Source organism: Empedobacter sp. UBA3475 (assembly GCF_002378465.1).
GTDB lineage: Bacteria > Bacteroidota > Bacteroidia > Flavobacteriales > Weeksellaceae > Empedobacter > Empedobacter falsenii_B.
Map to the genome: position 1 here is coordinate 1 of NZ_DFRA01000005.1, position 21,998 is coordinate 21,998.

The following is a 21,998-nucleotide window of genomic DNA, read 5'->3' on the forward strand; positions in this document are numbered from 1 at the left end:
TTAACAAGGGGAAGATTACAAAATGATTTAATGTAAAAGTAATTTCTTTAATAACAGGCTTACAAGTTCCGATTTGGACACGAATCCAAACTTCTTTAGATGTCTGAATTTCATTTAATTCGAAATTGGTTATTCCTACAGAAATATTATCTTTAGCATCTTGTTCCGTTTCAAAATATTTCACTTGATGAGCAGAATAATAATCTTCTACAATTCGATCAGTATATTCGTCTAAATTTATTTGTGTTTTTCCATCTAAATCATCATCACAAATAGAAAAACGATCTTGATATATTTGAGGTTCTTCTTGTACAGAAACATTAATATGACCTTTCAAAGAACAACCAGTATTCAATGTGATTTCTACTTCGTAATAACCTGTTTCATCTACCACTAATGTTGCATTTGTTTCACCACTAATTTCCACACCATCTTTGTACCATTTATAGGTTGTAGCATTTGTCGTTGTCGCATCTATTGTTTCAGATGTTCCAGGACATAATACAACATCAGAACCTAAACTTTTTGAACCTATAAAACTTCCAGCTTTCAAGAAAACAGCAGAATCATAACGACCTTTTGAATCTCCATGATCAGCAATTACCAATTTGATATGATATTTTGTACCAGCTTCTATTTGCGCATTTGTTTTCAAAACTTTTGTTTGTCCATTGAAATTCGTTGGATTATTTGCAGAATTAAAACTTCCAAAATACGATATGTTTCGAGGACAATCTCTTGCGCCATTTATGGTTAATGAAGTTACAGGAATGGTTGTATTTGGAACTAATGCAATATTTTGATAAGGTTCAGAATTATCTGCTTTTTTGATTAAGAAGGCAAAAGCATCAGAGTATTGGCAATTACTTGATTGATATTCTTCTGAAAGAAACATATATTCGAAACTAATCTGATCTGTTGTAAGGTTTGATACAAAATCAAATTCGAGAGATGTAGCATTTAAAATATTATCATGAGGTAAATTAGATTGTATCAAAATATCAATTAAATCTTGATCTCCTCCCCAATTAGTTCCATAAAAACTTTGTAAAGTAGCATTTGGACCTTCAGCAGCTTTTGCTTTTCCAGTAGATAAAATAATTCCTTCAGAAAGATCAAAATTACTAGTTCCTTTTGTAAAATAACCATAGCTTATTTCATCATAAGCTCTATTGTATCCTGAAATATTAATATTAGAAATAGTAATACAACCTGTGTTTGTCCCAATAAATTTATCAATTAATTGTTCTTTTGATAAAGATGTGTCTACCTGAATATATTGACCAAATAAAAAACTATTTAGTGTAAAAGTAAAAAGGAGTAGGAGAATTATTTTTGAATAAAAATGCTTCATGAAAAAATAATTTAGACAAAAAAACTGCTAAATAACTTTAAAATATAAAGCTTATTCAACAGTTTTAGGAATTTTATTTACCGAAAGAATAGTCTTACCCTATCTTTCCTAAATTTTCTGCAATAGTTTCAATGAAAGATGTCAATGGTTTTTTCGCCATCATTTCGATCATCATATTGAAATTTCCATCAAAATCTAACGTAACATCAGACGAATTCTCATCAACAGCATCAATAGAAATTGTCAAAGTATATTCAAAAGCAGGTGCAGGAGATTCGAAAACAATTTTCGATGGCTCAACTGTCTCTTTCAAACGCATTCCAACCTTTGGTAAAGCACCAACACCAACCGTAAATCCTTTTCCAGATTCGTGAATTTCAAACGATTTAGTATCCTCTGGCATCAATTGCTCATAATTCTTCATATCCAACAAAAAAGTGTATGCTTCTTGTTGATTTTTTGCAAAACGGACTTTATTTGTATTTACCTTCATATCCTTGTGAGTTTTTTATAAATTTGTAACAAATCGTTCAAATGTACAAAGTTTTTTTTAATGAAAGTTTGTTAACTTTCAGCAACCAATCTAATCCAGAAGCAAAAAATATTTTGTTTCAAAATGAAGCTCAATTTGATGAATCTTTTCATTTATTATCATCAAAAACGGCAACTTTAGTCAATATTTTTAGTGAAGATATTGATGATGTTTGGACGAAATTCTTAAAATATTACAAACATATTCAAGCTGCGGGCGGAATTGTTCGTAATCCGCAAGACGATTATTTGTTCATTTTTAGGCTCGGTAAATGGGATTTGCCAAAAGGGAAAATGGAGAAAGGAGAGTCGAGAGAACAATCTGCAATTCGTGAAATTGAAGAAGAATGTAGTTTGACAAATTTGGAGTTGAAACGATTTTTAATGCCAACTTTTCACATTTATTTTTTGAGAGAATATATTATCAAAGAAACATTTTGGTTCGAAGTTTTTTATGACGGTGTTGAATTGCCTTTGCCACAAACTGAAGAAGGAATTGAGTCGGTTGAATGGAAAAAAGAGAATGAAATTCCTGAATTATTAGAAAATTCTTATCCAAATATTAAATTATTGATGGATAATTATTTAAATTTGAACTAAATAAAATTAATATGAAAAAATATATATTAACTTTTTGTGCCTTAACATCTTTTGCTTTGACAACTAATGCTCAAACGAAAAAAGAAACCAAGGTTAAAACTGAAAAAGCTTCTAAATCTCAATCAAAAATTTTAGATAACGGAACCGCAAAAATAGACGATTTATATGCGTATCAAGTGTATGGAGAATCGTTTGATATCAAAAATACATTAACAAAAAACGAGCTTGGAAAGTTATATGATAACATGAAAAGTGGTGATTCTTTGGAAAATGTTCAGTTTGTTTCGACGATAGAATCTGTTTGCAAAAAGAAAGGTTGTTGGATGAAAGTTGATCTTGGAAAAGGCGAAGAACAGTCGTTTGTGCGTTTCAAAGATTATGGTTTTTTTATGCCTTTAGATGGTGAAAAAGCGAATGTTGTCGTGCACGGAAAAGCTTTTGTTAGTGAAATTTCTGTTGAGAAATTGCGTCATTATGCAGAAGATGCAGGACAATCGAAAGAAGAAATTGCGAAAATTACAAAACCTCAGTTGCAATATAATTTTGAGGCTGATGGAGTTTATTTGAAAGAAAACTAATATTTTTAACTCAATAATTAATCAAAACCTTTCTATTTTTGGAAAGGTTTTTTTATGAAATCAAATCTATAAAATATGACAAACTTATTTCAAGCCAATCCAAATCAGTATTTTTCTTTGATAGGAAAATCGGTAAATGACGAATTATTTCAATCATTTCAAACTGAATTTGAATCTGACATTTCAGAGCAAAATATTTCTCAAGGAAAAATTGTATTGTACAAAGAAAAAGGTATTTCGATGAAAATTGTTGATGAAATGATTGTTTCGATTAAATTTTATCTTTCTCCAAATCCAATTTGTAAGGTGTACAAAGGTCTAAATATTTTTGATTTGAACCGAAATATTGATGAAACTCAAGTTCGTAAAAGTAATGATTATAAAAGAATTATTAATAATGATCCAAATCGTTTAGCAAATGATTATTGTCGTTTAAATTGTTTATTCTCTTTTGATTCGATGACGGGAGAATTCTTAACGATTGAAATATTAAACGAATTATAAGATGTTTTTCTGCTGAAAATTTTTGATATTTTCATTTAATAATAAACCTTAAATGAAAAAATATTTATTTTTAATTTCTTTATCATTTTTCTTTTTGCCGCAGCTCAAACAAATTACAATAAATCATTTATAGAGAACGATTCGCAAGTTTCTTATACGTACAAAGCGGTTTTCGATTCGGGTTCCAAAGAAGCAATTATCAATCGAATTTCGTCTGAATTTAAAGCACCAAATATCAACAAAAACGATTTGGTTTGGAATTATAACGGAAGTTATGAAATTGTTGTGCGAGAAAATGATGTGAATATAAATTTCGGGAAAAGCAATGATAATCAGGCTTTGTATGAAAAAGTGTAAGCATTAGGAAAGGATTTATCGACAATTGTCAGTCAACCCGTTTTTAAACATCGCTTGATTACAGAGAAATTTTATGTTGTAAATGATAAAGCAAATACATTTTCGTATCGTGGAGTTTTTACGCAGAATAAGAGAGCAAATATCAAGAAAAGTTTCGAAAAATATTTTGGAGAACCAACGTTAAAAACAGATATTTTTGATAGGAAAGCGGCTGATTATGATATCACGTTGAAGAAAGATCAAGTAGAATTTTTCTAATGAAAAATAATTCTGATGATTCATTTTATCATCAATTTCTGAATTTAGAGAAAGAATTAACTGAAATTATCATTAATCCAGGACCAAAAAATATATTGATTACAACCAAGAATTATGCCTTGAACGACAATCCGTTGTCGTACACATATAAAGTAGTTTTTCGACCGCAACAAAATGATATGGTAAAAGAGTTGATTGAAACACAATTTGGTGAAGGAACTTTAGAAGATTCTGTTTATATATGGACTGGAAGAGGAAGTTTTGAAATTATTTTGAATGATAATTCGCTTAAAATTGAGATTCAAAAAGTACCGATAATCAATAGGTTGTAGATAAAATTATAAATCTTGTAGATAAAATTCTTGCAACAAAAAATATAAATAATACAAATACTTAAAAAATAAGCTACAATTATTTTGTGGCTTTTTTTGTGTTAACGCTTCGTTAACCGTTCATTAACCAATGCAAACCAATCTTTTTCAGAATTTTATAAAAAATAAAAATATGAAAAAGACATTATTTATAGCAATAACTTTATCAGCTTTAGCTTGTAACGGACAAACAGCAAAATCACACGCAGTTGCCAAATCTTCAGGATCAACAACTCATTCTAATGTTTCGGTTAGTGTGAGCGATAGTAACGAAGTTTATTCGTATTCGGCGATTTTTGATAAACCAAAATCTAAAGCTGCAATAAATGAAATAGAGAAAGCTTTTGGAAAGCCAACGACTGAAGGAAAAAACTATGTTTGGCGAGAAGGAGAATCTTTAGAAATAAAGGCACGTGAAGGAAAAATTTCGATAGAATTTGATAAAGGTTCTACAAAATTATATGAAAAAGTGAAAGAATTGGGTGAATCTATTTCTGCGGTTGTCGGAGAAAAATAATCATTCTAAAACATAAAAACGGAAGTCAAATTAGGCTTCCGTTTTATTATTTTGATATTCATAATTCATAACTAATCATTTATAATTAGATTACTCTTTATAAATCAAATATTTTGCTCTTATTTTCTTGAAAGCTTCCAAATCTTTTTGCCAAGTTGCTTTTATTTCTGCTTCTGATAAACCAGCTTCTATTTGTTTGCGCAATTCATCAGTTCCAGAAAGTTGATCAATCCACAATTTTTTACCATTCATCGTCCAAAAAGGTTGCTTCGTATTATTTTTATATGCATTGATTAACCATTTCAAATTGATGGCAGATTGATACGGAACATCCGATAAATCCTCTCCGTAACAAACTTCATCTTTGAATTTTGGACTTGTTGCACCAGGTTTTGAAGTTGGCGTATATTGAAAAGACATATTTTTTAGGAATGGTGAACCATAAACCTGAAACTGAATATCTGTTCCACGACCTTCGTTAACGTTTGTCCCTTCAAACAAACATGTACTTGGATATAAATTAATCGCGTGAGCATTTGGTAAATTAGGCGATGGTTTCACAGGTAAATTGTACTTGGACTGATGGGTATAATTGATAAGCGGAATAATTTCCAAGTCTGCTTTTATACTATTTGCTAACCAACCTTCACCGTTGATCATTTGCGCATATTCGCCAATCGTCATTCCATAAACAATCGGAACATTGTGCATTCCAACAAATGATTTATACTCGTTTTTCATCACAGGTCCGTCCACATAATGTCCGTTAGGATTTGGTCTGTCCAACACAATTACTTTCTTGCCATTTTCAGCCGCAGCTTCCAAAACATAATGCAAAGTAGAAATGTATGTGTAAAAACGTGCGCCAACATCTTGCATATCAAAAATCAAAACATCTACATCAGAAATCTGATTTGCTTTTGGTTTTTTATTATCACCATAAAGCGAAATAATTGGTAAGTTAGTTTTTGTATCAACACCAGATTTTACTTTTGTACCAGCATCAGCATCTCCTCGAAAACCGTGTTCTGGCGAATAAAGTTTAACCACATTGATTTTATGTTTTAGTAACAAATCAACTGTATGCATCGTTGTTCCATTAATGGTTGCAATTCCTGTTTGATTCGAGATTAATCCAACTTTTTTACCTTTTAATTTCGAAAGATAGTTAGCTGTATTTTCTGCTCCAACAAGAATAGTTGAATGATTATCTATTGTTTTTGATGTATTATTTTGAGCTAAAATTGGAGTAGAAAAGCCGAAAAAAATAACTGAACTAAGTAAACCAATTGATGTATATTTGACAAAGTTTTTCATTTCGTTTTGAATCATTTGAATTTAGGCGAATTTAAAGCCTAAAGTTAGTTTTAATCTTATAAAAAATATATAATTTGAGTTTTTCTTGGTGGTTTTCAAAAAAAATTGCGCTTGGTAAAAATACTAAAAATAACTTATCGAGTATTATTATTCGAGTAGGTCAAATTGCGGTAGCATTAGGGTTGATTGTTTCTTTGGTAACGATTTCGACTGGTGTTGGTGCAAGAAAGGCAATCAAAGAAAAGTTGGCCGATTTTAATGGTCATATTACGATTAGAAACTACAATAGTAATACGTCATTAAATTCTGATTCATTATCACTTCATCAAGCTTTTTATCCAAAGTTTAAATCGATTCCAGAAATAGAACATGTACAAGCAATTGCCAATAAAAGTGGTGTTATCCGAACGGATGAAAACTTTAGTGGGGTTGTGTTCAAAGGAGTTGGAACAGATTATGATTCGGTTCGTTTCGATAAATTTTTGGTAAAAGGACATTTTCCGCGAATCAATAAAGATTCGATAATGGATGAGGTTTTATTATCGAAAAAGATTGCGGATGAAATGAAATTGGATGTTGACAGTTCGTTTGTGATGTATTTTATTCAAGAAGATACAAAGCCTATTTATCGTCGATTTACCATTTCTGGATTATTCATAACAGATATCAAAAACTTTGACGATCAAATAATGTTTGGTGACATCAAGCATGTACAACGTCTTAATCGCTGGGATTCGAATACAGTTGGCGGTTTCGAATTATTTGTAAAAGATGTCGAAAATATTGATCCTGTTGCAAAGCGTGTGCAAGAAAATATTCCATACAATTTATATGCAGAATCTGCTACGGCTTCATTTGCTCAGATCAACGATTGGATTTCTATTTTCGATAAAAATATTGTCATTATTCTTTTTATCATGCTTTTTGTGGTGGTGATTAATATGGTGATGGTTTTATTGATTTTAATTTTAGAACGAACACATTCAATTGGAATTTTAAAAGCATTTGGTGCGACAAATTGGCGAATCCGAAAATTATTCATTAATTACGCATTATTTATTATGTTACCAGGATTAATTGCTGGAAATGCAATTGGACTTGGATTATTATTCATTCAGAAATATTTCGGAATTATCAAACTTCCGGCAGAAAACTATTATTTATCAACAGCTCCAGTCTATTTAGATGTTGGCACAATTGTTTTATTGAATGCAGGAGCGTTATTAGTTTGTGCAATTGTATTACTTTTGCCTTCGTATATGATATCTAAAATTACACCTGCAAAAGCGATTAATTTTAGATAAAATTTAATGTTTTAATTTAAAAGTTAGAAAAAAATGAAATACGCAAACAATATATTAGAAACGATTGGGAATACACCTTTGGTTAAAATTAATAAGATTACAAAGGATTTACCATGTACAGTTTTAGCAAAAGTTGAATATTTTAACCCTGGTCATTCTTGTAAAGATCGTATGGCGTTGAAAATGGTCGAAGATGCCGAAAAAGATGGTCGTTTAGTTCCTGGGGGTACAATTATCGAAGGTACTTCTGGTAATACAGGAATGGGATTGGCTTTGGCTGCTGTGATCAAAGGTTACAAATTAATTTGTGTGATTACAGACAAACAATCGAAAGAGAAAATGGATATTTTGCGAGCTGTTGGTGCAAAAGTTGTCGTTTGTCCTACAGATGTTGAGCCAGATGATCCACGTTCTTATTATTCAGTTTCGAAACGTTTGGCAAAAGAAACGCCGAATGGTTGGTATGTAAATCAGTACGATAATCCATCGAATGCACAAGCGAATTATGAGCAAACTGGACCGGAAATTTGGGAACAAACAGAAGGAAAAGTAACGCATTTTATTGTTGGAGTTGGAACTGGAGGAACAATTTCAGGCGTTGGAAAATACTTAAAAGAAAAAAATCCTAACATTAAAATTTGGGGAGTTGATACGTATGGATCAGTTTTCAAAAAATATAAAGAAACCGGAATTTTCGACGAAAACGAAGTGTATTCTTATGTAACAGAAGGAATTGGTGAAGATATTTTACCTGAAAACGTAGATTTTGATATTATTGATGGATTTACAAAAGTGACTGATAAAGATGCAGCGGTTTATACGCGTCGTTTAGCTTTAGAAGAAGGTTTGTTTGTAGGAATGTCTTCGGGATCTGCGATAAAAGGATTGTTGCAAATGAAAGACGAATTCGGACCAGATGATGTTGTAGTGGTTTTATTCCACGATTCAGGTTCTCGTTATGTAGGAAAAATCTTTAATGATGATTGGATGCGTGATAGAGGATATTTGGACGAAGAAATCAAAACGGCTGTAGATTTAATCAAAGAACATGTCGATAAGCCTTTGGTTACGGTTCGTACAGAGGAATTGGCCTCTCATGCAATTGATCGTATGCGTCGTTTCAAAATTTCTCAAATTCCAGTAACGGACGTGAATGGAATTGTTGGTTCTTTGGATGAATCAGATTTGTTTCAAGCATTTTTAGAAGATAGAAATGTTGCTGAAAAACCTGTTCACGAAATCATGGGAAAACCTTATCCAGTCGTAAAAGCGGGAACATCTATCGAAGAAGTTTCGAAGTTAATTACAAAGGATAATCAAGCTGTTTTAATAGAATTAGAAAACGGAAAATATCATATCATCACAAAATATGATATTATTAACTCGATTAAATAACAAAAATCCTATCTTTGAAGCGATATGGGAATTGTATTAAAAGGTCAGAATTTAGTAAAAGATTACGGTAAAAAACACGTCGTAAAAAATGTGTCTTTTCAAGTAGAACAAGGAGAAATTATTGGATTATTAGGACCAAATGGTGCTGGTAAAACGACTTCTTTCTACATGATTGTTGGTTTGGTAAAGGCTACGCAAGGAAAAGTTTTTTTAGATAAACAAGATATCACAAACGATGCGATGTACAAACGCGCGCAAAAAGGTATTGGATATTTGGCGCAAGAAGCCTCTGTTTTTCGTAAACTTTCTGTAGAAGATAATATCAAATCAGTTTTACAATTCACGAAACATTCCAAAAAAGAGCAACAAATGCGCACAGATGCTTTGATTGAAGAGTTCTCGTTAGAGCATGTTCGTAAAAATCGTGGTGATTTACTTTCTGGAGGTGAGCGTCGTCGTTGCGAAATAGCACGATGTTTGGCAACAGAGCCTAATTTTATATTATTAGATGAGCCTTTTGCTGGAGTTGACCCAATTGCGGTTGAGGATATTCAGAAGATTGTACGTTCGTTAAAAGATAAAAATATCGGAATCTTAATTACAGATCATAATGTATCGCAAACGCTTGCAATTACCGATAAAACGTATATTATGTTCGAAGGTAAAATCTTGAAAGAAGGTTCGCCTGAAGAGTTAGCGAATGATGAAGATGTTCGTCGCGTTTATCTAGGTGAAAACTTTATGTATCAGCAGATATAAATTACAATATAGTATTTTCTAAACCATTCAATTTTGAGTGGTTTTTTTGTTTTAAATTACTTCAAAATGATACAAAATTAAGATTTACTTAATTTTAAAAGTTTCTCATTTTAGCAGTTACTTTTTCGATATATTTAAGTACTAAAACTTACTGATAAAGAATGCTAAAACTTAATTATTATTTTATTTGCTTAATTTCAATTTTTGTGTTGAATAGCTGTACACACGAAGAAGATGCGATAAAAGAACCAAAAAAATCTACAAATAGAGGAGGAGTGGTGCTTACGTTTGATGATGATTATGTGGACGAATGGTTCAATGCGAATATAAAATTGAAACAATACAATTGGAAAGGAACGTACTATGTAACGCATTTTGATAAGCTTTCGGAGAGTCAAATACGTGAGTTAACTTATCTGCAACAAAACGGAAATGAGATTGCTGCGCATGGTTTAAATCACGTTCATACAACAAAGTATATAAAAGAATTTGGAGGAAAAGAATTTATTGACAAAGAAATCACTCCAATGCTAAGTTTGATGAAAAACAAAGGACTTGATGTAACCGATTTTTCTTATCCTTATGGCGATCGAAGTGTAGATTCGGATCAATTACTTTTCAATCATTTTAAAACATTAAGAGGAACAACTTATGGAAACGAAGCGCCTAATTTTCAGAACTGTTATTATCAAAATAAACCGTTATTTTTTGGTTTAGGAATCGATAATAGTTACGAGCATTTTAATGTGCCTTATTATATTTCGTTGTTGCAATATGCAAAGGATAACAATAAGATAGTCATTTTTTACGCGCATAAAACAGTTGCAAAAGCAATTAATAATTATGAAACTGAATTTAAAACCTTAGAAGAGATTTGCAAGTTTGTGAAGAATAATGATATGAAGTTTTATACAGTTAATGACTTACAAAAATTGAAATAAAAAAATGCTCAAATTCTTGAGCATTTTTCGTTTATTCTATAAAAAGTAAATCTCCTTTTTGATTAACAGCCTCTTTGAAATAAAGATAAACATCTTGTATATCAAAACGTCTAAAATTGATAGCGTTAGAAATATTTTGTTCAGGAAGTTGATAAATCATTTCAAAATTTAACATGCTACCAAAACCAGAACTCTCGATTTTTTCGACCAAAATTCCTAAAGATTCTAATCGTTCAATCAACCGATTAATTTCCAAATCATTATGTTTCATAATCTGTAAAACTTACTATTAAAGCGGTTTCAAAGCTAAAACATAAATTTTTAAAATAAGATTTTGAGAAATAAAATTATATGTTAAACCTTTCGATTCAAAACTTAATTCTCTCTCTTATAATTAATTATTTTAGAATATTTTTTAAATAATCTAACACATTTTCTATCGAATCAAATTGTTTTACACCATATTTTTCTGCCGTAATATCAACATTTCCTTTTCGCCAAAAACCATCTGGACAAATCACCAAAAGTTTTCCACTTTTTGCATACAATCCCATTTCTAACAAACTAATCGGACTTTTAGAATCTTTTCCAAAAAACATAATAATATAGTCTGCATTTTCTAATGCATTCAACTCCCATTCCACTTGTTTGCGAAATTCGGGCTCTTCTTTCACAGGCTTCCAAGCGGTATTCCAATCATCACGACGAGGATTTAGCAAGATGACTTTTTCATTTTTCAATTCTTTTGAAACCTTCGCTTGCCAATCTTCAGAATTTCTCATATCAATTGTTCCGCCCAAAAATATCTTTGTACGTTGATCATTTTTAGGAAGTTTATTCGGCGATTTTATTTCAAGAGATTGAGCAAAAATTGTAGTATTCAATAATAGAAATAAGGCAAATAAAATTGCTTTCATGTTGTTTTTGTTTCTGTAAATATAATGAGGTTGTTGATTTTGTATTTAATGACTTTTGTTAGAATTGGCTTGAAACAAAGAATATTTAACATAGATTTTATACTTTTTGAATAGATTTGAGGTTGTTTAGTATAAATAATAATCATACATGAAAAAGTTATTACCTTTTTTTGCTGCTTTTGTAATCTTTTCTTGTCAAGAAGACGAAGTGACAACTCCAGTCAAAGAACAGCCTACGAATCCTCAACCAACGGAAACTGAAATTTTCAAATTCGATAAAAATGTTTCAATTTTAGATGCATACTATTACAAAGGAATAAACGGAAAAGATTATCCGGTAGAAGCAGAAGCTTTTTTCAAGAAAACGTGGACGCTTTACGAAGATCCTTCTGTCAAATCTATTGAATTGAAAAAAGATTCGATTATAATCAATGAAGAATTGAAAACGTCTAAATTTAAATCAACTATAGAAGAAAATAATCTGTATGCTACTGACGGTTCAAGAAAAATATTGTTGGGTCGAATTGATAAAACAACAAATTCATTTTATTTGTTCAAACATTTTGAGTCTTATGCTGTTGTAGATCCTGAAAATGGAAGTTCTGCTTCTGGTAAAAGTTCTTCTTTTGGAAAAATTACAAAAGACAATATTTTTCCAAGAATTATAGATAAGCCTGAAAGTTTAAAACAAGAAGGAGCTTATGTTTTTTGGAATAATGTTGAATATAAATTTGTGAAATAATAACAAAAAAAGCTAAGTGTCAATTGACGCTTAGCTTTTTAAATTTAAATATTTGGATGATATTGATGTGACACTATTTTGTTGGCTCTTTGTGAGCTTTAGGCGTATGTACGATATAGAAATAAACAGATTTATCATCATTAGACGGATAAATTCTGTAAGTAAATTCTTGTTTTGTTAAAACTGTAATGTCAACAATTCGTGTAAACAAAACTTCTACTGCATCATTTTTAGCAACGATTGTTCTTGTTTTTCCTTCTTCAGAAACAGACCAATCTCCTTTCATTTTTGGCGTATCATCTAAATTGAACATAGTAAATGTATCATCTTTTTTGAAATAGGTATAACCTACAAAATTAGAAACATTAGTGTCTGTTAAGGCTACATTTTGTCCTTTATTGTTCAAAGCATTAGTTGTTTCCCAAGAAGTAAAGGATAAAATTTCGCTTGGCGTTAATTGCTCTGTAATTCCTGAATCATCATCATTGTTACAACTAAAAAGTGTTAATCCAACCAATAATACAAAAATGCTTGTTGTAATTCTTTTTAAAAATATTCATGTTTTATTTTTTGATAGCACAAATAAACTCAATATTTAATGGCTTAAATTGTAGATTTTATTCTCATCATTGGATAAATTATTGTTGAGTTGAATAAAATAAAAAAGCTGAAAATCAATCCTGATTTTCAGCTTCAAAAAATTACTTTTTAGCTTTTTTGGTTGGTTTTTCTTCAACAACATCTTCCTCATAATAATACTTATGTCTCGGACGTTTTACACCATAAGAGCCATTCACAATTTTTCCTCTTCTCGATTTTTTATCGCCTTTTCCCATTATAAATGTTTTAAAATTAATAAATTCGATTACTTTCTAGCCAAGTTAATAATTTCAATTTAGTTGGACAATAGATTTACAATTCTTTATCATTTAATCTAACTTTGCGACATCATTTGGCGTGGAGAAAAATTAATTTTAAACCAAATAGAAATGAGTAGAAATACAGATGCAAATAAAAAAGCGCATAAGAAAAAGTTAGATCAAAAGAAACGTAAAGCGCAAGAAGCCGAAGCTGAACGCAAAGCTCGATTAAAAGCAATCAATCAACGATTTAATGATAAAAATAAACCAGAAACGGAAGAATAATGATAAAAATTCTACATACAGCCGATTGGCACTTGGGCAAAAAATTGGATAGTTTTTCGCGATTAGAAGAACAAATTTTAGTGATGAACGAGATTATCGAAATTGCAGATCAACAACAAGTCGATTTGGTACTTATTGCGGGCGATTTATTTGATAATTTTAATCCAAGTGTGGAAGCTGTAGAATTATTTTATAAAACATTAAAAAGACTTTCGAATAACGGAAAACGTCCTGTTGTAGCGATTTCTGGTAATCACGATTCTCCAAGTTTGATTGATGCGCCAGATCCGTTGGCACGCGAATGTGGAATTATTTTGATTGGTTATCCAAATGCAAAAATTCAGGAATTTGAATTAAATGATTTCAAAATTTTAAAATCTGTAGAAGGAATGATTGAATTGAAATTAAATTCTTTCGATTACCCGATTCGAATTATTCATACGCCTTATGCAAACGAAATTCGTTTGAAACAATATTTTGGAGAGAATAAAGAAGATGCATTGAATGAAGTTTTAGCGACAAATTGGAAAAATATTGCGGATGAATATTGTGACGAAAATGGTGTTAATTTATTGATAGCACATTTGTATATGAACCAAAAAGGTGCTGAAATTTTAGAGGAACCAGAAGGCGAAAAACCGATTAAAATTGGAAATGCAGATATGATTTTTTCCGAAGCTATTCCGCCTCAAATTCAATATACAGCGCTTGGACATTTGCATGGTTTTAAGAACATCGGAACAGAAGAAAAACCTGTTGTGTACAGCTCTTCGCCTTTGTGTTATAGTTTTTCCGAAGCTGGTCAAACCAAGTATGTTTCGGTAATAGAAGCAGAACCAAATAAAACTATTTCTTATCATAAAATTGAATTAAAGCATGGAAAACCGCTTATTCGAAAAACTTTTGATGATATAAATTTAGCTGTAGAATGGTTGAATGAAAATCAAAATGCGTTGGTTGAATTGATTTTAGAAAGTGATTCTTTTTTGAAAGCTGATGAACGAAAATTGATTTATCAATCACATGATGGAATTATTCATTTGATTCCGAAAGTTAAAAATCAAGAGGTTGAAATGGTTGAGTATAAGTTTGCAGATCAAACAAAAGATATGAAGGAATTGTTTGCAGATTATTTCAAATCGAAAAATGGAAATCAAGAACCAAACGACGAAATAAAGGATTTGTTTAACGAAATTTTGAATTCATAATGATTCCAGTAAAATTAACCATAGAAGGACTTTATTCGTATCAAGAACGTCAAACAATTGACTTTTCTGAATTAACAGAAGCAGGATTATTTGGAATTTTCGGGAATGTAGGTTCCGGAAAATCGTCAATTTTGGAAGCGATTATGTACGTTTTGTATGGCGAAACAGAACGTCTAAATTCCAAAGATAAGCGTGCTTACAATATGATGAATTTGAAATCGAATTTGGCATATATCGAGTTTGATTTCTATAATTTTGAACAAAAATTATTCAGAGCAACACGTGAATTTAAAAGAAATTCGAAACGTTTTGAAGATGTAAAATCGCCAATAGTTGTTTTTTATGAACAAAAAGACAATGAATGGATTCCGCTTAATCATTCGAAAGCAGAAGAAATAATTGGGTTGAGTTACGAAAATTTCAAACGAACAATTATTATTCCGCAAGGGCAATTCAAGGAATTTATTGAGTTGGGTGCAAAAGATCGAACACAAATGATGAAGGAAATTTTTGGACTTCATCGTTATGATTTACAAGATAAAGTTGCAGCTTTAAATTCTCAAAACTTAACGAATTTGAATCAACTAGAAGGGAAATTATCTGGATTTGAAGAAGTTTCGGAAGAAAAAATAAAAGAGCTTGAAGAAAATTTGATTGAGCAAACAAAAGTTACCAATCAAGTTCAAGAAGAATATAATCAAATGAATGAATCATTTCAACGTTTAAAAGCGTTGAAATCAGATTTTGAGACTTTAAAACAAAAGAAAATTGATTTTGAAAAAGTTTCAGTTCAGAAAAATGAAATGGATCAACGAAAACTTGAAATTGAGCGCTATGAATTGATTTTTAATGCGTTTTCTCAACTTTTAGAAAATCATAAAAAACTTTCAAATCAGATTGAAGAAAAGTCAATTTCAGTTGAAAATCAACAAAAACAACTGACTTTAATCGAGAATCAAATCAAAGAAATTTCGAACCAAATTGAAGCGATTAAAACTGATTATGAAACTTTACCAATAAAACGAAAAGAAGAAACAGATTTAGAATTAATAGTTCAAATTTTAACTTTTTCAGAGGAGATAGAAAAGTTAAAAGTAAGAACAGCAAAAGGTTTGAAAGAAGTTGAAGAGGTTCAGAAAAATGAACAGAAAATTGAAGCTTCAATCAAATTATCTGAAAAAGAAGTCAAAACTTTAGCTGAGTCAAAAATAGATGCGCAAACATTGATGGAGGTTGGAAATTGGTTTGTTCAGAATCAAAATTTGCAACAATCTATTCAGAAACAACAAACTAAAATAGATGAGCAAAAGCAACAAATTAATGTTTTCGAAGCTCAATTCAAAACAGATAATATTGAAATTTCAAGTTTTGAAAATTGGTTTAGTTCTGAATTTGAAAAGCTTGAATCAACTAAAAAATCAATTGAAAAACAGAAAAATGAATTAGAAGTTCAGCAAAAGTTGGTTCATTTTGCACATAATTTACACGAAGGTGAATCTTGTCCGCTTTGTGGCGCTTTAGAGCATCCGAATATTGTTGAAATTGATGATATTTCCACGAAATTTGAAGTTGTAAATAATGAATTAAATCAAATTGATGAAAAGTTAAAATCGCTTCAGAAAAAACAAAATGAAGTTCAGAAAATGATTGATCAAAAACAGTTTATTGAAAAACAAATTGCACAAGAAAATCAAGTTTTGAATGATCTGAAAATTGAACAAGAAAATCATCTGAATTTGTTTGTTTGGAAAGATTTTGATTCGAAAAATGTTGAATTATTTGAAGAAAAAAAGAAAGCAGCTGTTGCTTTGGACAAAACAATTTCGGATAAAAATAAAGAGATTGAAACTTTTCGTGAAACTTTAGAGAAAGAACGTGAATCTGTTGAAAAATATAAAAATGCTTTAGAAAAATTTAGATTAGAAGAAGCTGAAAAAGCTTCTCAAATCAAGCAAAATCAAGCAAATTTGAAAGTCTTGAAATTTGAAGATTTTCAAAATCAAACAACAGAAAATGTGCTTCAAAATTTGAATGATTTAAAGTTAAATAATACAAAAATTGAACAAGATTATATTCAATTTACAGACAGTTTAAATCAATTGAATCCAAAATTAGCTTCTCAAAAAACTTCAATTGAATTAGTTGAAAAACAACTTATTGAGTTAAAAGAAGAGTTGGCTATTAATCAAAATCAAATAGAAAAAGCATTAGAAAAATATCAAATACAAAACATTGAAGAGGTTCAATTTGTTTTAAATCAGAAATTTAATGTTTCTCAAATCAGAAAAGAGTTGGAAGATTTTCGAATTTTGTATGAAACGTTGAAAAATTTAATTCATGAATTAGAGCAAAAATTATCGGAAGTTTCTTTTGATGAAACGATTTATAAAATACAAGAAGAAAAATTGATTTTTGTGATAAATCAATTGAAAGAAGCTACTGAAGTTGTTACTAAAATAAAAACTGAAATTGAGCGATTGAATAAATCTTTTACAGAAAAGAAAGATTTGTTAATTGAATTGGAAAAGTTGAAAAAGCGAGCGGCTAATTTACAAACGATGCGAAATTTGTTTAATTCAGCAGGATTTGTGCAATATGTTTCGTCAATTTATTTGAAACAATTATGTGATAACGCAAATGTGAGATTTCATCGAATGACGAGAAATCAATTGAGTTTACAAATGAATGACAACAATGATTTTGAGATTATAGATTATTTGAACGAAGGTCGTTCACGTAGTGTGAAAACGCTTTCTGGAGGACAATCTTTCCAAGTTTCGTTGAGTTTGGCTTTGGCTTTGGCAGAAAGTGTGCAAACAAATGCGAAGTCGGAAAAGAACTTCTTCTTTATTGATGAAGGTTTTGGAACGCAAGACGCAGATGCGGTAAATATCGTGTTTGAAACGTTGATGAGTTTACAAAAAGAGAACCGAATTGTCGGAATTATTTCTCATGTTGACGAATTAAAAGATCGAATTCCAGCTGCGCTACAAATCACAAAAGATGAAGAAAAAGGTAGTTTGATAGAAGTTGTTTCGTAAGGTATAATGATTATAAAATAAACCCCAAGATTAATTCAATCTTGGGGTTTATTCATTATATGATGATAATAATCTTATTCCGTAACCTCTGATTTATTCGAAATTAACGACCAAATAATTGTTGTTAATAAAACTCCACCAATTATTGACAATGAGATAGTCGATTCAAAATGATAGAATGGCATAATAATCATTTTAATTCCGATAAAACTTAAAATAATCGCTAAGCCGTAATGTAGTTTATTGAATTTATCCATTGAATTTGCCAACAAGAAATACAACGATCGTAGTCCTAAAATTGCAAAAATATTAGATGAATATAGAATAAAAGGATCGTCTGGAGCAACAGCGAATATAGCGGGAATACTATCTACAGCGAAAACCAAATCAGTTACTTCAATTACCATTAAAGCGACGAAAAGTGGTGTTGCCATTTTAATTCCGTTTTGTACAGAAAAGAATTTATCTCCATCAAAATTTGGTGTAACTTTAAAGAATTTGTGTACCAATTTAACACCAAAATTTTGTGATAAATCTTGATTTTCATCATCATCACTTGATTTCCAAGATTTGATTCCGGCGACAATTAAGAAGAAACCAAACAGTGTTAAAACGACATTTGGACGGAAGAATTGTTTTGCTTCAAAATTTGCATGAGTTGCTTCATCACCAAGATTAAAGTGCCAATCTCCAATAGAAAAAGCTGGTAAATAAGTCATTTTAATTAATTCAACTCCTGCAAAAATAAAGATTGCTCTAAAAAGAAGAGCACCTAAAATTCCCCAAAAAAGGACTTTATGTTGATATTCTTTTGGAATTTTAAAGAATCCAAAAACGAGTATGAAGACGAATAAATTATCTACGGATAAGGCTTTTTCTATCCAATACGCCGCCTGGAATTGCGAAAATTTATTGATGGCAAATGCATGTCCATCTGCTTCTTTAAAAACGAAATAAATCACTCCACTAAAAATCATCGCCAAGGAAATCCAAACGATGGTCCAAGTAAGCGCTTCTTTGTTCGAAACCACGTGCGCATTTTTATTAAAAACACCTAAATCAAGTAGTAACATAATAATTACTGCAACCCCAAAAACAGTTATTAGTCCAGGATGATTCAACATGCTATCCTGTACAACACTGAAAATACTCATATAAATTTATTTAATTTGACAATTTACTATAAATTTACCAATCCTAACTTGATTGGCCTTTAAAAAATGTTTCTAAAAAAGAAAAAACAAGCAAAATTAATTTATTCCGGAATGAAAAGAGTAATCGCATACGTATTCTTAACAATTATTTTACCTATAGCTTCGAAAGCGCAACACGTTTCGCCATTGTACAAAGATTCTATTCAGATGAAATGGGTGAATGAGAAGTATAATTCAATGTCATTGGAAGAAAAAGTAGGTCAGTTATTTATCGTTGCAGCCTATACAAATAGAGATGTGGTGCATGAAAATGATATTCAAAAATTAATTGAAGAAGAACATATCGGAGGATTAATTTTTATGCAAGATCAAGCGGCTCATCAAATTGAGTTGACAAATAAATTTCAATCTATTTCTAAAATTCCATTGTTAATTGGAATGGATGCAGAATGGGGATTGGCAATGCGTTTGAAAGGAGTGGAGCGTTTTCCTTGGAATATGACGCTTGGTGCTCTACGCAATAATAAGTTGGTGTATCAAGTTGGAAAACAAATTGGTATACAAGCGAACAGAATGGGTGTTCAGTTTAATTTTTCACCTTCAGTTGATGTCAATGTTAATCCAAATAACCCAATTATCGGGAATCGTTCTTTTGGTTCAAATCCAGATCGAGTTGCAGAAAAAGGAATTGCTTATATGGATGGAATGCGTGCGCAAAACGTATTATCGTCTGCAAAACATTTTCCTGGACATGGAAATACAGATCAAGATTCGCACAAAGTTTTGCCGTTGATTCCAGATAATAAAGCAGATTTAGAGAAATATCACATTGCACCTTTCAAGAAAATGATTGATGAAGGTGTACAGTCAATTATGGTGGCGCATCTAAATGTTCCAGCTTTAGAACCAGATCCAAAAATACCTTCAACTTTATCTAAAAATATTATTACAGATTATTTGAAAGGAGAATTACAATTCAAAGGAATTGTGATTACAGATGCGTTGAATATGGATGGTGTAGCAAAAATGTTTCCTGCTGGTGATGTAGATTATAGAGCATTTGTAGCGGGAAATGATATTTTATTGTTTTCGCAAAATGTACACGTTGGGAAACAAAAAATTATTGATGCAATAAATAAAGGTCAGATTTCTGAAGCACGTTTAGAAGAAAGTGTGAAGAAAATTTTGATGGCAAAATATATTACAGGTTTAAATGAAATAAAAACTTTAAATTCTGCAAATGTTTTAGAAGATTTAAATTCTCCTGAAAATTTAGCGTTAACAACTAAAATTTTTGAGAAAGCTTCGACAGTTGTAAAGAATGAACACAAACTTTTACCAATTAAAAAATTGAATCAAAAAATAGCTTTTGTTCCCCTTGAACAAACAGATTATGATCAATTTTTGAGACATTTACAAAAATATACAAATGTTGAGTTGGTGAAGATTTCAAATCCAAATCAGATCAATTTATTGAATGATTATGATGTGATTATTTCGGGAGCGTTTTTATCGAATGAAACGGTTTACAAACCATATAAATTGTCAGATAACTCGAAAGCAATTTTGAAAGCATTACCAAAAGATAAAAAGAAAATCTTCTCATTATTCACAAGTCCTTATGGTTTGAAAGATCTTGATTTATCAAATTTAGATGCGGTTACAGTTCATTATCAAAATACAAAAGATGCGCAAGCAGCTGCTGCGCAAGTTATTTTTGGAGCAATTGATGCAGATGGAACATTTCCGGTAGATATCAATCAAAACTTGAAAGAAGGGCAAGGAATTGTAACAAAACACATCAAACGTTTAGGATTTACTGCACCTGAAAATGTGAATTTAGGAAAAAAAACTCTTAGAAATAGATAAACTTGCCGAAGAAGCAATTGCAAATCATTACACGCCTGGAATGCAAATTTTAGTCGCAAAAGACGGGAAAATCGTGTATGATAAAAGCTTTGGAACTCAAGATAAAAATTCTTTAAAAAAAGTGAAGTGGACAGATTTATATGATGTCGCTTCTGTAACAAAGGTGACGGCGACGTTGCCTTTGTTGATGCTGGAGGTAAACGAAGGAAAATTAAACCTTGAGCAAACAATTGGAGAAATTGATAATGATGCAAAAAACTCGAACAAATCTTCCTTAAAAGTTCGTGAAGTATTAGCGCATCAAGCTGGTCTTAAGCCATGGATTGGTTTTTACAATGAAACTGTCAATGTAAAAAATGCGCGATTATATTTAGATTTCTATTCGAGAAAACAAGATGAAGAACATCAAATAAAAGTTACGGATAACATTTATATCATTAATTCTATAAAAGATACGATTTACGAAGATATTTATAAATCATCTTTAGGTCGTAAATCATATGAATATTCAGATTTAGGTTATTATATTTTCAAAAAGAAATTAGAAAAAGATTTTGGGAAAGATCTGAATGAACTGACACAAAAAAAATTTTATCAATCATTGGGAATGTATCGCACAACGTTCAATCCAAAGGAAAAATTTAGTTTAGAAGATATCATTCCAACCGAATATGACAAAACCTACAGAAATCAACTCGTTCATGGTTTTGTACACGATCAAGGCGCTGCGATGATGGGCGGAATTGCTGGTCATGCTGGTTTATTTTCCAACTCGATTGATTTGGCAAAATTGATGCAACTATATTTGAATGGAGGCGAATATGGCGATGAGGTTTATTTGAAACCAGAGATAGTTGCGGAATTTACCAAACAACAATTCAAAGGCAATCATCGTGGAGCTGGTTTTGATAAAATGCAAACTTCATCTAAAATAGGTCCATCAGCCGAAAGTTTTGGTCATACAGGTTTTACAGGAACGATGGTTTGGGCTGATCCTCAGTATAAAATTGTATATATTTTTCTTTCGAATCGTGTCAATGAAACTGTGGAGCCAAATTATCTTTCCATTAAAAAAGTGCGAGAAAATATTCGACAAGTAATTTATGAAGCAATTTTACCTTAAATTTGTCTAAATA

General features: G+C 30.7%; 24 protein-coding genes. 16 read left to right on the forward strand and 8 right to left on the reverse strand.

What is annotated here, in order from left to right; translation table 11 throughout:
• The coding region (locus B3I31_RS01425; protein ID WP_291072479.1) for a choice-of-anchor L domain-containing protein at positions 1–1,354 on the reverse strand (1,354 nt) is incomplete at its 3' end.
• Positions 1,355–1,448: 94 nt separating this feature from the next.
• On the reverse strand, positions 1,449–1,847 hold the full coding sequence (locus tag B3I31_RS01430) for a hypothetical protein (RefSeq protein WP_038334509.1): 399 nt from the start codon (positions 1,845–1,847) through the stop codon (positions 1,449–1,451).
• A gap of 41 nt (positions 1,848–1,888) precedes the next feature.
• Between B3I31_RS01430 and B3I31_RS01435 the strand changes: the two genes are divergently transcribed.
• The 6 genes from B3I31_RS01435 (at position 1,889) to B3I31_RS01460 (ending at position 5,070) form a co-directional block, all read left to right on the forward strand.
• On the forward strand, positions 1,889–2,485 hold the full coding sequence (locus B3I31_RS01435; protein ID WP_291059792.1) for an NUDIX hydrolase: 597 nt from the start codon (positions 1,889–1,891) through the stop codon (positions 2,483–2,485).
• A gap of 11 nt (positions 2,486–2,496) precedes the next feature.
• A complete protein-coding gene (locus B3I31_RS01440) occupies positions 2,497–3,063 on the forward strand; it encodes a DUF4920 domain-containing protein (RefSeq protein WP_280049918.1) in 567 nt (188 codons plus the stop codon).
• Between the two features lie 75 nt (positions 3,064–3,138).
• Positions 3,139–3,567, forward strand: a complete 429-nt coding sequence (locus tag B3I31_RS01445; RefSeq protein WP_291059794.1) for a hypothetical protein — start codon at positions 3,139–3,141, stop codon at positions 3,565–3,567.
• Positions 3,568–3,978: 411 nt separating this feature from the next.
• A complete protein-coding gene (locus B3I31_RS01450; protein ID WP_291059795.1) occupies positions 3,979–4,182 on the forward strand; it encodes a hypothetical protein in 204 nt (67 codons plus the stop codon).
• Positions 4,182–4,514 (forward strand): hypothetical protein, encoded by a 333-nt coding sequence (locus B3I31_RS01455; RefSeq protein ID WP_280051441.1) that lies wholly within the window; start codon positions 4,182–4,184, stop codon positions 4,512–4,514. Before B3I31_RS01450 ends, B3I31_RS01455 begins: the two co-directional genes overlap by 1 nt.
• 172 nt (positions 4,515–4,686) lie before the next feature.
• Positions 4,687–5,070: a hypothetical protein gene (locus B3I31_RS01460; protein ID WP_219033582.1), complete on the forward strand. Its 384-nt coding sequence runs from the start codon at positions 4,687–4,689 to the stop codon at positions 5,068–5,070.
• Positions 5,071–5,160: 90 nt separating this feature from the next.
• Here B3I31_RS01460 and B3I31_RS01465 read toward each other — a convergent pair whose 3' ends face one another.
• A complete protein-coding gene (locus B3I31_RS01465; protein WP_291059799.1) occupies positions 5,161–6,387 on the reverse strand; it encodes an exo-beta-N-acetylmuramidase NamZ family protein in 1,227 nt (408 codons plus the stop codon).
• Positions 6,388–6,461: 74 nt separating this feature from the next.
• Between B3I31_RS01465 and B3I31_RS01470 the strand changes: the two genes are divergently transcribed.
• From B3I31_RS01470 to B3I31_RS01485, 4 genes are all read left to right on the forward strand, one after another.
• Positions 6,462–7,691, forward strand: a complete 1,230-nt coding sequence (locus B3I31_RS01470; RefSeq protein WP_291059800.1) for an ABC transporter permease — start codon at positions 6,462–6,464, stop codon at positions 7,689–7,691.
• A gap of 33 nt (positions 7,692–7,724) precedes the next feature.
• Entirely contained in the window at positions 7,725–9,086 is a 1,362-nt protein-coding gene (locus B3I31_RS01475) for a pyridoxal-phosphate dependent enzyme (protein WP_219033580.1), read from the forward strand.
• A 30-nt stretch (positions 9,087–9,116) separates the two neighbouring features.
• Entirely contained in the window at positions 9,117–9,845 is a 729-nt protein-coding gene (gene lptB, locus B3I31_RS01480) for an LPS export ABC transporter ATP-binding protein (RefSeq protein WP_125348857.1), read from the forward strand.
• Positions 9,846–10,006: 161 nt separating this feature from the next.
• Positions 10,007–10,786 (forward strand): polysaccharide deacetylase family protein, encoded by a 780-nt coding sequence (locus B3I31_RS01485; RefSeq protein ID WP_291072481.1) that lies wholly within the window; start codon positions 10,007–10,009, stop codon positions 10,784–10,786.
• A gap of 31 nt (positions 10,787–10,817) precedes the next feature.
• Here the strand turns inward: B3I31_RS01485 and B3I31_RS01490 are convergent, their stop codons facing one another.
• The gene (locus B3I31_RS01490; RefSeq protein WP_038334521.1) at positions 10,818–11,057 is read right to left on the reverse strand and encodes a hypothetical protein; all 240 of its coding nucleotides are present in this window, start codon (positions 11,055–11,057) and stop codon (positions 10,818–10,820) included.
• Between the two features lie 127 nt (positions 11,058–11,184).
• On the reverse strand, positions 11,185–11,703 hold the full coding sequence (locus B3I31_RS01495; RefSeq protein ID WP_180904942.1) for a nucleoside 2-deoxyribosyltransferase domain-containing protein: 519 nt from the start codon (positions 11,701–11,703) through the stop codon (positions 11,185–11,187).
• A 148-nt stretch (positions 11,704–11,851) separates the two neighbouring features.
• On the opposite strand from B3I31_RS01495, the gene B3I31_RS01500 reads away from it, so the two are divergent.
• Entirely contained in the window at positions 11,852–12,445 is a 594-nt protein-coding gene (locus tag B3I31_RS01500; RefSeq protein ID WP_221856011.1) for a hypothetical protein, read from the forward strand.
• A 73-nt stretch (positions 12,446–12,518) separates the two neighbouring features.
• On the opposite strand, the gene B3I31_RS01505 is transcribed toward B3I31_RS01500, so the two are convergent.
• Positions 12,519–12,962 carry a DUF4822 domain-containing protein gene (locus B3I31_RS01505; RefSeq protein ID WP_286494645.1) on the reverse strand — a complete coding sequence of 148 codons (444 nt, stop codon included), beginning with the start codon at positions 12,960–12,962 and terminating at the stop codon, positions 12,519–12,521.
• Between the two features lie 184 nt (positions 12,963–13,146).
• Positions 13,147–13,281, reverse strand: coding sequence for a 30S ribosomal protein THX (locus B3I31_RS01510; RefSeq protein ID WP_219033578.1), 135 nt, complete (start codon positions 13,279–13,281; stop codon positions 13,147–13,149).
• A gap of 153 nt (positions 13,282–13,434) precedes the next feature.
• Between B3I31_RS01510 and B3I31_RS01515 the strand changes: the two genes are divergently transcribed.
• The 3 genes from B3I31_RS01515 to B3I31_RS01525 are packed head-to-tail and all read left to right on the forward strand — an operon-like array spanning position 13,435 to position 17,839.
• A complete protein-coding gene (locus B3I31_RS01515) occupies positions 13,435–13,590 on the forward strand; it encodes a hypothetical protein (protein ID WP_185144078.1) in 156 nt (51 codons plus the stop codon).
• A gap of 2 nt (positions 13,591–13,592) precedes the next feature.
• Complete coding sequence (locus tag B3I31_RS01520) at positions 13,593–14,798, forward strand: metallophosphoesterase family protein (RefSeq protein WP_125348858.1); 1,206 nt, start codon at positions 13,593–13,595, stop codon at positions 14,796–14,798.
• A complete protein-coding gene (locus B3I31_RS01525) occupies positions 14,798–17,839 on the forward strand; it encodes an AAA family ATPase (protein ID WP_291059802.1) in 3,042 nt (1,013 codons plus the stop codon). Before B3I31_RS01520 ends, B3I31_RS01525 begins: the two co-directional genes overlap by 1 nt.
• A 74-nt stretch (positions 17,840–17,913) precedes the next feature.
• On the opposite strand, the gene B3I31_RS01530 is transcribed toward B3I31_RS01525, so the two are convergent.
• Entirely contained in the window at positions 17,914–18,993 is a 1,080-nt protein-coding gene (locus tag B3I31_RS01530) for a TerC family protein (RefSeq protein WP_280035556.1), read from the reverse strand.
• Positions 18,994–19,104: 111 nt separating this feature from the next.
• On the opposite strand from B3I31_RS01530, the gene B3I31_RS01535 reads away from it, so the two are divergent.
• A complete protein-coding gene (locus B3I31_RS01535; RefSeq protein WP_291087406.1) occupies positions 19,105–20,862 on the forward strand; it encodes a glycoside hydrolase family 3 protein in 1,758 nt (585 codons plus the stop codon).
• Positions 20,863–20,902: 40 nt separating this feature from the next.
• Positions 20,903–21,985: a serine hydrolase domain-containing protein gene (locus B3I31_RS01540; protein WP_291087409.1), complete on the forward strand. Its 1,083-nt coding sequence runs from the start codon at positions 20,903–20,905 to the stop codon at positions 21,983–21,985.
• The last annotated feature ends 13 nt before the right edge of the window (positions 21,986–21,998 follow it).